Raw genomic sequence first — 12,837 nt, 5'->3', positions numbered from 1 at the left:
TTCTCTTCATCGTTTTATAACTATAAACTTTTTAATCTAATTTAATTATATCATTCTGTTATTGTATGTCAAGTAAATGGTTTAAGTATACGTTGAAATATCTTCTAATTAGTTATATTATAGTATTAACAAAGTAAAATTGGAGGGTTTATATGGATTTTCTTACTTATTCATTAAATCAAAATAATACGGATTATTATAAAGATATTGCTAATTTTACCAATATAGTAATTAATAAGAGTTATGACTATAAAACTCTTGATCCCCTTATAAATCGCTTTATAAACAAATCCTCCTTACAAAAAAATAGCAATCAAAGGGATGAGTGCTTATTAGATTTATTAATGTTAGGCACTTTTTGGAAAGTTTATAGCTCTAATGCCGATCGCTATTCTTGTAATCTGTCAAAGATTATGATTCTTCTAAACCGTTTTTCCTATAAAAATAGATTTATAAAAAAAACCTATCAATCCTTTAAGCCCCTCTTCTTAAAACAGATTGTAAAAAGTAGTAATACTAATTGCACTTTAGTACCATCAATAGATAATTTTAGACGAATATTAAATTGGTTATGGGCCTCTGGAGAGTTTTCTATTGAACTAATAAGATTAGAAAAATGGTTTGATTTTTTTATTGAATCTACTGACTTTCACAAAAACATTCGAGAGATATTATTTTTTTCTACTTGGTTTGATGAAGAAAGCAATTTTTATTTAGGAAAATATACTTCAAATGTTGATTTTTACATACATGACTTAAACAATAGTAATTCTATAAAAAAGGACTATATCTTTTGTAGTAGGAAAAAAGTTGAGTATCATTTGAATATGACTGGTGCAGAAATAATGAATCGGTGTTATCGAGAATCTTTTGGAAAAACAACCACTAAATTCATTTTTGTTCCTAGTTGTCTAAGATTTTATAATAATAAAAAGTGTCAATCTCAATGGACTGAATTAGGCAATTCTTGTACAGGATGTCATTCTCAATGCAGTTTATACAAAATAACTCAACTTGGTGCTTACTATAATGTAAAAACTAAAATAATCTCACATGAATCCTCTATTTCTTCAAATAAAGGTATTTTATCAACTGAAAATGGTACCATTGGCGTTATTGGTATTGCCTGTGTATTAACTCTGTTATCAGGGGGATGGCGCTTAAAAAACATGGGCATAGCCGCTCAGTGTGTGCTCCTAGATTACTGTGGTTGTAGTAACCATTGGTTAGATTCTGATCAACCTACAAATATTAATATAGCTCAATTAAATCATTTATTATCTGGTACTATTGAAACCTTGGATAATACCTGTACAAGTGGTAACTAGAAAATAAAACAGACTGAATACTGTAGCTATCAGGATTCAGTCTGTTCATTTTTTTGCCTCTTTTATTTTCTTAAATCAAAAATTCAACTTCTGGACCAATAAACTTAACCGCTTCTTCTTTTGGTATGGGTCTACTAACTAGATAGCCTTGTATAATATCACAATTATAATTTGATAATAAATCAAATTGATCTTTCATTTCTACCCCTTCTGCTACAACTGTTAAACCTAGCTTTTGAGACATTAATATTATGTCTTCTGTTAGATTATAAATATTATTGTTCTTCAGTAAGTCTTCTATAAAAGACTTATCTAATTTTAATATATTTATTGGCAATTGTCTTAAATAATTTAAAGATGAATACCCTGTTCCAAAATCATCTAAAGCCACTTTAATTCCTAGTTCTCTAAGTTTTTTTACTTTATTTGCATTAGACTCAAAATTGTCCATAAGTGATGTTTCTGTTATTTCGATTCCCATATTTTTTGGAAGAGCCCCTGCTTCTTTAATAATTTTTTTTACTGTTTCCACAAAATTATCTTGTTTTAATTGAACAGAAGAAACATTTACAGATACTATGTAATTGTCTTTATTATATTGATTGATTTCTTTTGAAAACTTAGCTGCCTCTTTTAGTATCCAATTTCCTATTTTTATTATCATATCTGATTCTTCGGCTATTTTAATAAATTTAAGTGGCGGAATAAAACCAAATTCTTCTGTTTCCCATCTTATTAATGCTTCAAACCCTATTACTTTTTTGCTTTTTGAATCAATTTGTGGTTGATAATGGAGTTGAAATTGATTTTCTTCTAGAGCAGTTCTTAAATTATTGTGAATATACATTCTATCATAAATCTCTTGATTCATTGATTTATTAAAGAACATATATTGATTTTTCCCTTTGTCTTTAGCCTTATACATAGCAGAGTCTGCATCCTTAATCAAATTATTAGGATCTGTTCCATCATTTGGATACATTACAATGCCTATACTCGTCGTCAGGTAAAACCTTTGTTGGTTTATGCTATACTTATGCTGAAACAAATCTATAATCTTTGCGGCTATGCTTTTTATAGCATCTATATCCTTTTCTTTATTAATTAATATGATAAATTCATCCCCACCAAATCGATAAATGGATATATTTTCACTTTTTATTGTTTGCAACCTATTGCCTATTTCCATTAAAACTTTATCGCCTATAATATGTCCGTAGGTATCATTTACATATTTAAAATTATCTACATCTAAAAACATTAATGCGCCACACGCTCTTTGATTTTCTTTTTGTATTATACTGATTAACTTATTTTGCAAAGCCAATCGATTAGGTAAGCCTGTCAAAGTATCATTATAGGCTAGTCTTTTTATATTTATTTCTTGATTTTTCCTTGAAGTAATATTTGAATGGGACCCAATAACTCTAGTAAGTTTACCTCTATTATTGTAAAATGATATACTGCTTTGCTGTACCCATACAATATTTTTGTTAATATCTAAAACTCGATATTCACAACTGATTTTCTTTGTATATGAAGCTTGAATTTGGTCTACCATTCTTTTAACAATATGAATATCCTCTGGGTATATAATATCCATCCAATCTTTTATACTTATATTCTCTGAATTAAATTCAGATCCAAAGAATGTTTTATACCATTCCTTCGATAAATACACTTGTTTTTTTTCTACATCTATATCCCATAACCCCTCATTGCTTGCGAGAAAAACATATTTATACCTTTCTTTACTAACCTCAAGTTTTTCATTGCTTTCTTGAATAATCTCAAATTGATGTCTTAACTCTTCATCTGAAGCTTCTAATTCCTCATACAAAGCAGTTAATTGTTCATTGCTCTCAAGTAATTCTCTTTCCGCTTTTTTACGCCTTCTAGTATTAATAAACATAATTACAATAATTGCTACGAGAAAAATAAATATGCTTAAACTAATCCAAAATAGTAAGGTATACTGGTCATAAAAACCAATCTTCCTATTAATAATTACTGCATCTTCTGGTAATAAAGATATATTAATATTAAACTTTTCTATTATATTATGATCAAACATATATACATTAGGACTTACTTCTAAAATAGGTATTCCACTGACGTCTTGACCATCAAGTATATCCTGAACCATAATACCTGCACTTTTTCCCTGTTCAAAATGATTTACAACCTTGCCGCCTAAAAATCCTTCTCCAATGCCTTCTGAATAAATTCTAAATATTGGAAAGCTAGCATTAGCAGTTGTGAATCTATAAACTTCATTATATGTAATAACTCTACCTGTTTTATCTTGATAAAAAGAAAGCAATAATACAATAGTATTAGGGCTTATATTCTGTATTTCTATTGCCATTTCTTCGAATGTATAATCTCCAACATTCAACACTCTTGACTCTATATTTTCAATATCTTTTACTACATTATTAAAAATTTGAAGTTCTGCTACTCCTGTTTCTGTGGAATCACCTAGTGCAATTATTTCTGTAGCATTAGGCATTAGTGCCATTGCCAATTCAATGGTTTTTTCCATTGAAACATATTCTACCACACCAGTCATCAAATCATTTGCCCCAGCCAATTTAGCACGATCTAGATCATTTATACCAAGGAATACAATTGGCGTTTCACTAAATAATTCTTGTTGATAGTCTATTGCAAACTGCAAAGCATTATCGTCTGCTACTACTACAACATCAAAAGGATCTAATATATTAAGCTTATATTTCATAGATTCATAAAACCTAAGGGTATTCTCTTTAGATGGGAAATTTTTTGTATCCATATACTCTATTTTAAATTCTACTTTGGTCTCATCTAGTACAGAGCGCAATCCCTCAATCTGAAGATCAAAAGTTGGAAAACTTGGTGAGTAAGAACTTATAAATAATATACGACTTGGATTCAAGTTTTCATCCGCTACTGCTTGTACTTGTGGAAAAATCAAGAAAAACAAAAGAAAAAAAAGCAAAGATTTACTAAAATACAAATAACATTTTTTCATCCTCTATTAAATCCCCTTCACCGAATATTATTTCCTTGAATCTTTAATGTTTGAAAATTAACTCTTTTTTTATATTTATACATATTTTTTAATATTATATCATATAATCCTTACAATTAACAAGACTTTACAAAAATATATGCTATAGAACATTTGCATCATTTTTAGACAAAAAAATTCAAATTGTAAAACTAAATGCACTTAAAATATATTGCTAATTTCTCATCTAATATCACCTTTTCTAACTTCTTCAGAAAAATGTAGGGCTTTTAATCAACTTATTACTATATAGGAAGTGTATTTTCTTATACAATAAAAAAAGAGGGAATGATTAATATACACTAATCATCCCCTCTCTTTAAAAAATCTTCTAATCTACTTTACACCATATTGAACATAATAGGCATCAATGGCCTCTTTAATCCTATCATTGATAATAACTTCACCTTTATAAGGTTTATTGTGCAAATGTTCAACTACCTCTGCCATTGTAACAATGGCTGTGGTTTTAATACTATACTTTTCTTGAATCTCAGATAAAGCGCTTTTTTCCCCTTTACCTCTTTCCATTCTATCAACAGAAACAACTAACCCTAAAACATCCACATCCCCTTGTTTCTTTAGAATAGGCATTGTCTCTTCAATAGAAGTTCCTGCTGTTGTAACATCTTCAATAATAACAATCTTGTCACCATCATTAATAGGACTTCCTAAAAGAATCCCCGTATCACCGTGATCCTTAACTTCTTTACGATTTGCACAATAATTAACATCCATATCAAAATGCTCACTAAGTGCCATAGAAGTAGCAACACTTAAAGGAATCCCTTTATAAGCAGGCCCAAATAAAATATTAAAATCCTTACCAAACACTTGGGTAATAGCCTTAGAATAAAACTCCCCTAACTTCCTAAGCTGCTGACCAGTTCTATAAAACCCAGTATTCACAAAAAATGGTGTCTTACGCCCACTCTTAGTAACAAAATCCCCAAACTTCAAAACCTGACAATCCACCATAAACTCAATAAACTCTTTTTTATATTGTTCCATTACTCAAACCACCCTTCAAATGTTTTAGATTTACTTTCATACTTGTAATCTAAAGCTCGCTGCGTATTCACAGCTGAGGCTATATATTAACGACAGAGTATGTGAATATCTTTGGAAATAAAGTGACTCATAAACATTTCGTAGAGATTCTTAGTGCGTGGAAATCATTATTCCGTAAAAAGCCTTAAGTGTCTGAGCGCAGCGAGTTTTTAAGGCTTAGGAATAAAGATTTAAACAAACTTAGAATATCAAGAAATATTTATCGGAACTGTTTTCCATAGATATTCTCATACGACCCTCTTGTGCAAATATAATCACATACAATTAAATTCAATATTTCCAACAGCCAACCCAATCAATTCTTTAACATCCTTAACCCCATATCGATCCATATAACCCTTAATCCCATCTAAAACTTCCATAGTCGCAAAAGGATTAGCAAAATTAGCAGTCCCAACAGCAACCCCAGTAGCACCTGCCATCATAAACTCAATAGCATCTTCACCATTCATAATACCACCCATACCAATAATAGGCACTTTAACCGCTTGAGCCACTTGATAAACCATCCTAACAGCAACAGGCTTAATAGCAGGTCCAGACAATCCACCCATTTTATTGGCAAGGGCAAACTCTCTTTTATGGATATCAATTTTCATCCCTAAAAGGGTATTAATAAGAGATAAAGCATCTGCACCACCTGCTTCTGCTGCTAAAGCCATTTCAGCTATATCTGTTACATTAGGACTTAACTTTACAATTAAAGGTTGTTTAGAATGCCTTTTAACTTCACTGGTCACTCTTTCAATCATCTTAGCTTGAGTACCAAAAGCAATCCCACCCTCTTTAACATTAGGACAAGAAATATTTAACTCTAATAAATCAACTTCTGTATCACTTAACTTCTCTACCACTTCACAATAATCTTCAACAGTTCTACCAGCAATATTCACAACAATCTTAGTGTCAAATTTCTTTAAAAAGGGGATATCATTTTTTATAAAGTGATCTACACCTGGATTCTGAAGCCCTACTGCATTAAGCATACCACCGTATGTTTCTGCCACTCTTGGTGTAGGATTCCCATCCCAAGGTTTACTGGCAATCCCTTTAACAACGACTGCACCTAATTCATTAAGATCCACAAATTCGCTATATTCTTTTCCTGAACCAAAGGTACCTGAAGCTGTCATTACAGGGTTTTTTAATTGGACTGATCCGATCTTTACACTTAAATCCATTATAACACTACCTCCTCAGCTGAGAATACAGGACCCTCTTTGCAAACTCTTTTATTTTTCATTGTTCTATCATTGGTCTCGCAAATACATCCAACACAAGCACCAATACCACAAGCCATTTTTTCTTCTACAGATAGTTGAGCCGGTATCTGCTCTTCTAATACATAACTTTGTAATGCCTTTAACATGCCTTTAGGACCACAAGCATACACTTGATCTATATCTAGTCCTTTTTCTTTTAGAAGTGTCATAACATTCCCTTTATGACCAACACTGCCATCTTCCGTTGCAATATAAACGTCACCATATGCCTTAAACTCATCAGCAAGAAAAACTGTATCTCTATAGCCTAAGAATATGTGTTTTTCTCCTTTTAACTGTTTACAAAGTTCTAGGAGAGGAGGCACACCAATGCCTCCACCTACTATTACAGATACATTTTTATCTTTTGTCAGAAATCCATTGCCTAAAGGTCCTAATACTTCTATTGTTTCACCCTCTTTAAAGCAACTTATTTCTTTCGTTCCTGCTCCAAAGACACGGTATACAAGTCTTAATCTTCCTTCTTCATTATCTATTTCACAAATACTTATGGGCCTTGGAAGTAATCTACTACCATCTTTACAATAAAGGGCAACGAATTGACCTACCTTTGCAGCTTTTGCCATCTCTTTATTCTCAATCCACATTTCATAAACATCTGTCGCAATTAAGCTGTGTTTCATAATTTTTGTTGCCACTTTAATTTTTGATAAAGACATTTTTCCACTCCCTTTATAAATTCTTCGCTATATCATAAACATCTAATTGATCTAAGTCAAGCTTAGCTTTTAATATGTCTAGTAATCCTTCCGCTGTATCTAATGATGTCATTACTGGTACTGTACTTTCTGTTGCTGCTCTTCTAATCATAAAGCCATCTCTTCTTGCATCATTTGCTTTAGTCGGTGTGTTGATGACTAAGTCTACCATTCCACTTCTAATTAAATCTAAAATATTTGGTACACCTTCACTTATTTTCTTAACTGTTTTTACATTAAGATTTAAGCTTTCTAATCTTTTTGCTGTTCCTTCTGTTGCGGCAAATTGATAATTTAACTTTCCTAATTCTTTTGCTATTTCAGCAAATCTTTCTTGATCTTCTGGTCTAATGGTTACGAGTATGGTACCACTAGGTTTTGGCATATTAATGCCTGCACCAATAAATCCTTTGTATAAAGCCTCTTCAAAAGTTTTCCCTACACCTAAAACTTCACCTGTTGATTTCATTTCTGGTCCTAGACTTATTTCAACATCTGGCAATTTTTGTGTTGAGAATACTGGTACTTTAATTGCATATTTATCTATTTCTGGATACAATCCTGTTCCGTACCCTAATTCTTCTAGCTTTTCACCTAGCATTACACGAGTTGCTAAGTCGATAATTGGCACCCCTGTTACTTTACTAATGTATGGTACCGTTCTTGATGATCTTGGATTCACTTCAATGATATACAATTGTCCCTCTGATTCAATAAACTGAATATTGATCATACCTATAACATTAAGGGCTACTGCCATTTTTTCTGTTACTTCTATGATTTTTTCTTTCATTGTACTAGAGATATTTCTTGGTGGATATATTGATATACTATCCCCTGAGTGAACGCCTGCTTTTTCAAGATGCTCCATTATACCTGGTATTAAGATATTTGTCCCATCACAAATGGCATCTACCTCTATTTCTCTACCGGTTAGATATCTATCGATTAGTACAGATTCCATTTCATCTTTATCAAATGCTTGTACTAAGTATTGCTCTAATTCTTGTTTTGTATAAGTGATTTCCATTCCTTGACCACCAAGTACATAAGATGGTCTAACAAGTACAGGGTAACCTATTTCATTCCCTTTTTCAATGCCTTCTTCAACAGACCATACCCCAACACCTTTAGGACGGTCCACATTGAATTTTTCTAATAATGCATCAAACTTTTCTCTGTCTTCTGCTGCATCAATATCATCAGGGCTTGTTCCAAATACTTTTATGCCTTTATTTTTTAAGAACTTAGCCAATTTGATAGCTGTTTGTCCACCGAATTGAAGTATAACACCTTCTGGTTTTTCTTTTTCAATAATGTGTAATGTATCTTCTTCCGTTAACGGTTCAAAGTACAATTTATCTGCAATATTAAAATCTGTACTTACTGTTTCAGGGTTATTATTGACAATGATTGTCTCTATGCCTTGTTTTCTAAGGGCTATAATGCTATGAACTGAACAGTAATCAAACTCAATACCTTGTCCGATTCTAATAGGTCCTGAACCAATAACCATAATTTTACGTTTGTCTGATACTTCTACTTCATCGTGGGTATCAAATGTAGAATAATAGTATGGTGAAACAGCTTCAAACTCTCCGCCACAAGTATCTACCATTTTATACACAGGCATCATCTTATATTCTTTTCTTAGATTATAAATATCCTCTGAAGAACATCCCATTAAATCAGCAATACCTTTATCTGCAAAACCTTTTCTCTTCAGTTCTAATAACCAGTCTCTATCTAAATCTTTTAAGTCTAAATCACGTATTTTCTCTTCTTGATCAACGATATATTTTATTTTATTGACGAAGAATGGGTCCATACCTGTTAATTTACAAACTTTGTCCACTCTATAATTTCTTCTTAATAATTCTGCTAAGTCAAATAACCTTTCATCATCTGGCACTTGAACTCTTCTTTTTAATTCATCCATAGTTCTTGTAGCTGCTTTTTTATGAAATAGACTGTATTGGCTAATTTCTAAAGACCTTACCGCTTTAAGCAATGCAGATTCAAAATTATTGCCAATAGCCATTACTTCCCCTGTTGCCATCATTTTTGTTCCTAGTACTTTTTTCGCTCTTCTAAATTTATCAAATGGCCACTTTGGTATTTTAAGAACACAATAATCCAAAGTTGGTTCGAAACACGCTTTTGTTTTTTTCGTTACATCGTTTTCTATTTCATCTAGAGCGTATCCTAATGCAATCATTGTTGATACTTTTGCAATTGGATAGCCTGTTGCTTTTGAAGCCAATGCAGATGAACGGCTCACTCTAGGATTGATTTCAATTACGGCATATTCAAAATTATCTGGATTAAGGGCTAACTGAACATTGCATCCACCTTCAATTCCAACAGCATTTATAATGTCTATGGAAGCTTTTCTAAGCATTTGATATTCAACATCAGATAATGTTTGTGAAGGTGCAACAACGATACTATCTCCTGTATGTACACCTACAGGGTCAATGTTCTCCATATTACAAACTGTAATACAGTTACCATAAGAATCTCTTATTACTTCGTATTCTACTTCTTTCCAACCTTTTATAGATTGCTCTAGTAAAACTTGACCTACACGGCTAAGTTGTAAGCCAGATGCAAGGATTTCTTTAAGTTGCTCTTTATCCTCAGCAATACCTCCACCTGTGCCACCTAATGTATAGGCTGGTCTTACAACTACCGGATATCCTATTGTTGCTGCAAAATCAACACCTTCGTCCATAGAGGTTACAATTTTACTAGCAGGGATAGGTTGATTGATTCTTTCCATTAATTTTTTAAAGTCGTCCCTATCTTCACCTTCTTTAATGGCAGCAATTGGTGTACCTATGACTTTAACATTGTATTTTTCTAAAATACCTGCATCATTTAATTCTACTGCTAAATTCAGTGCTGTTTGTCCTCCAACACCTGCTAATACACTGTCTGGTCTTTCCTTTGCTATGATTTTTTCAGCAAACTCTATTGTTAATGGCTCTATATAGACACAATCAGCAACTTCTTTATCTGTCATAATGGTTGCTGGATTACTATTTAATAAGACAGTTTCAATACCTTCCTCTTTAAGCATTTGACAAGCTTGAGTGCCAGAGTAATCAAACTCTGCTGCTTGACCAATAACAATTGGTCCCGACCCAAGTACTAAAACCTTTTTGATATCTGGATTTTTAGGCATAACAATCTCCTTCCTTAACTCACACAACTATTTTTTTATAACGTCTATAAACTCATCGAAAATTGGTGCAGTATCTGTAGGTCCCGGGCCTGCTTCTGGGTGAAACTGAACACTGTAAATAGGGTATTTCTTATGTCTTAACCCTTCTACTGAACCATCGTTTAAATTAATATGTGTTACTTCAACATCTTCTGGAAGGGATTCGCTTCTTACCACATACCCGTGATTTTGAGAAGTAATCATAATATGATTTGTTAATAAATTTTTAACTGGGTGATTGCCACCTCTATGTCCAAATTTTAATTTCTCTGTATCTCCCTCTAAGGCTAGTGCCAATAATTGATGTCCTAAACAGATACCTGTAATTGGTATTTGTCCAATTAACTTTTTAATTTCTTCTCTTACACTTTCAATATCTTTAGGATCACCAGGTCCATTAGATAAGAACACTGCATCTAAGTCACTATTTAATAACTCATCTGCTTTTGTAAAAGCTGGGAAAACTGTCAATTTACACCCTTTATCTTTAAAGGCTTTTATAATGTCATTTTTAATACCAAAGTCCATTATACCAATATGAAGACCTTCACCTTCGTGTTTAATAATTTCCTTTGTTGTTACGGATTCAACTGCTTGTGTATTGTGAAACGCTTTGAATTTTGATTCTATTTGGCTTGGCGTCAAATCTCTAACGGTAATAATGCCTTTCATCGTTCCTTGATTTCTAATAATCTTTGTTAGCGCACGGGTATCAATACCTTCCATACCCATCACTTTATGCTCCTTTAAATAATTCTCTAACTCAAACTCACATCTCCAGTTATTAGGCATATCACATTTTTCTCTAACGATAAAACCCTTAACTTTAATTGAATCAGATTCTAAATCATCTAAGTTAATCCCATAATTCCCTATTAAAGGATAAGTCATTGTTACAATTTGACCATAATAAGATGGGTCTGTTAAAACCTCTTGATACCCTGTCATACTTGTATTAAAAACAACTTCACCAATTGTTTCTTTAAGATGTCCAAATGCTTTACCTTCAAAAACTTCCCCATTTTCTAGGATTAGTTTAGCTTTCATCGTATTTCCTCCTTGTTTATCTCAACGCTTCTTCTAGCTCTTTTTTCATATCTAAAACGGCTTGTCTTGATGCCATTGCAAAACCTTCATTTTTAAACTGTTCATACTTTGGATTTTTATGAGCTGCTATAATCCCTCTTGAAGAATTAATAATAGCTCCTAATCCATCTTTATTAAAATAATGTGCCATATCCTCAGCTTTACCACCTTGAGCACCATAACCAGGCACTAAAAAGTAAGTCTTTGGCATTAATTCTCTAAGTCTCTTTCCTACTTCAGGATAAGTAGCACCAACAACAGCACCAACATAACTGTACTCTTGTCCCATATGCTCTTGTCCCCACTCATCTACTTTCATAGCAACTCTTTCATATAAAAAGTCATCACCAACTTTTAAATCTTGAAAATCACCACTACTTGGATTAGATGTCTTAACCAGAACAAACAACCCTCTATTCTCTTCCTTACACACATCTAAAAATGGCTTTATGGTGTCATACCCCATATAAGGATTAATGGTAATAAAATCCGAATCAAAACCTCTTTCAGTATTCCCTTCTATAGTGACTTGACCAAGATGCCCAACGGCATAAGCCTCAGCAGTAGAAGCAATATCGCCTCTTTTAATATCTCCAATAACCACTAACCCTTTACTTTTAGCATAATCCACCGTCTTCTTATAAGCAATTAACCCTTCAATCCCATACTGTTCATACATAGCAATCTGAGGCTTAACAGATGGCACTACATCATAAATATGATCAATAATCCCCTTATTAAACTCGTAAAAAGCCTCACCAATAGCCTTACTAGAATGGCCAAAATCCTTAAACGCTTTCTCTCTAACACACTCAGGCAAAAACTCAACCTTAGGATCTAACCCAACAACAATAGGACTATTCTGTTCTTTAATCTTATCTATAAGTAAATTTATCATAACACTATCCTCCAAATGATTTCTATACGTACAATACATACTATGTTCTCGCTTTCCTCACGACAAAGTACGTGAGGTAGTAACTATACGAAGAGCAACTCAACTATGTTTTTAATTTACGACAGAGTATGTGAGTGAATATGTGTGGTAAGTGACTTTTATATATCTTTAGAAAATCTTAGTAAGTGGCAA

8 protein-coding genes are annotated in these 12,837 nt (G+C 32.5%); 1 reads left to right on the top strand and 7 read right to left on the bottom strand.

The genetic code is table 11. The features are described from left to right. The first annotated feature begins 152 nt into the window (after positions 1-152). Positions 153-1,328, top strand: coding sequence for a DUF116 domain-containing protein (locus EDC18_RS09830; RefSeq protein WP_132252662.1), 1,176 nt, complete (start codon positions 153-155; stop codon positions 1,326-1,328). Between the two features lie 70 nt (positions 1,329-1,398). On the opposite strand, the gene EDC18_RS09825 is transcribed toward EDC18_RS09830, so the two are convergent. The 7 genes from EDC18_RS09825 to pyrF form a co-directional block, all read right to left on the bottom strand. Beyond that, on the bottom strand, positions 1,399-4,344 hold the full coding sequence (locus tag EDC18_RS09825) for an ABC transporter substrate binding protein (protein ID WP_132252660.1): 2,946 nt from the start codon (positions 4,342-4,344) through the stop codon (positions 1,399-1,401). Positions 4,345-4,719: 375 nt separating this feature from the next. Further along, positions 4,720-5,394 (bottom strand): orotate phosphoribosyltransferase, encoded by a 675-nt coding sequence (gene pyrE, locus EDC18_RS09820; protein WP_132252658.1) that lies wholly within the window; start codon positions 5,392-5,394, stop codon positions 4,720-4,722. Positions 5,395-5,708: 314 nt separating this feature from the next. After that, positions 5,709-6,635: a dihydroorotate dehydrogenase gene (locus EDC18_RS09815; RefSeq protein WP_132252657.1), complete on the bottom strand. Its 927-nt coding sequence runs from the start codon at positions 6,633-6,635 to the stop codon at positions 5,709-5,711. Beyond that, positions 6,635-7,396 carry a dihydroorotate dehydrogenase electron transfer subunit gene (locus tag EDC18_RS09810; RefSeq protein ID WP_132252655.1) on the bottom strand — a complete coding sequence of 254 codons (762 nt, stop codon included), beginning with the start codon at positions 7,394-7,396 and terminating at the stop codon, positions 6,635-6,637. The genes EDC18_RS09815 and EDC18_RS09810 overlap by 1 nt, the downstream gene beginning before the upstream one ends. Before the next feature lie 13 nt (positions 7,397-7,409). After that, positions 7,410-10,622, bottom strand: a complete 3,213-nt coding sequence (carB, locus tag EDC18_RS09805) for a carbamoyl-phosphate synthase large subunit (protein WP_132252654.1) — start codon at positions 10,620-10,622, stop codon at positions 7,410-7,412. 27 nt (positions 10,623-10,649) lie between these two features. Next, a complete protein-coding gene (gene carA / locus EDC18_RS09800) occupies positions 10,650-11,708 on the bottom strand; it encodes a glutamine-hydrolyzing carbamoyl-phosphate synthase small subunit (protein WP_132252653.1) in 1,059 nt (352 codons plus the stop codon). A 16-nt stretch (positions 11,709-11,724) separates the two neighbouring features. Continuing rightward, complete coding sequence (pyrF, locus tag EDC18_RS09795) at positions 11,725-12,645, bottom strand: orotidine-5'-phosphate decarboxylase (RefSeq protein ID WP_132252651.1); 921 nt, start codon at positions 12,643-12,645, stop codon at positions 11,725-11,727. Positions 12,646-12,837 lie beyond the last annotated feature (192 nt).

Origin of the sequence: Natranaerovirga pectinivora (assembly GCF_004342165.1) — a bacterium.
Taxonomy (GTDB): Bacteria; Bacillota; Clostridia; order Lachnospirales; family DSM-24629; genus Natranaerovirga; species Natranaerovirga pectinivora.
This window is presented reverse-complemented; position numbering and strand designations above follow the sequence as displayed.

What these genes read in the sequence shown, in the direction of transcription:
- EDC18_RS09830 (WP_132252662.1), top strand. Translation starts at nt 153, where the DNA reads ATGGATTTTCTTACTTATTCATTAAATCAAAATAATACGGATTATTAT.
- EDC18_RS09825 (WP_132252660.1), bottom strand. Translation starts at nt 4,344, where the DNA reads ATGAAAAAATGTTATTTGTATTTTAGTAAATCTTTGCTTTTTTTTCTT.
- pyrE (WP_132252658.1), bottom strand. Translation starts at nt 5,394, where the DNA reads ATGGAACAATATAAAAAAGAGTTTATTGAGTTTATGGTGGATTGTCAG.
- EDC18_RS09815 (WP_132252657.1), bottom strand. Translation starts at nt 6,635, where the DNA reads ATGGATTTAAGTGTAAAGATCGGATCAGTCCAATTAAAAAACCCTGTA.
- EDC18_RS09810 (WP_132252655.1), bottom strand. Translation starts at nt 7,396, where the DNA reads ATGTCTTTATCAAAAATTAAAGTGGCAACAAAAATTATGAAACACAGC.
- carB (WP_132252654.1), bottom strand. Translation starts at nt 10,622, where the DNA reads ATGCCTAAAAATCCAGATATCAAAAAGGTTTTAGTACTTGGGTCGGGA.
- carA (WP_132252653.1), bottom strand. Translation starts at nt 11,708, where the DNA reads ATGAAAGCTAAACTAATCCTAGAAAATGGGGAAGTTTTTGAAGGTAAA.
- pyrF (WP_132252651.1), bottom strand. Translation starts at nt 12,645, where the DNA reads ATGATAAATTTACTTATAGATAAGATTAAAGAACAGAATAGTCCTATT.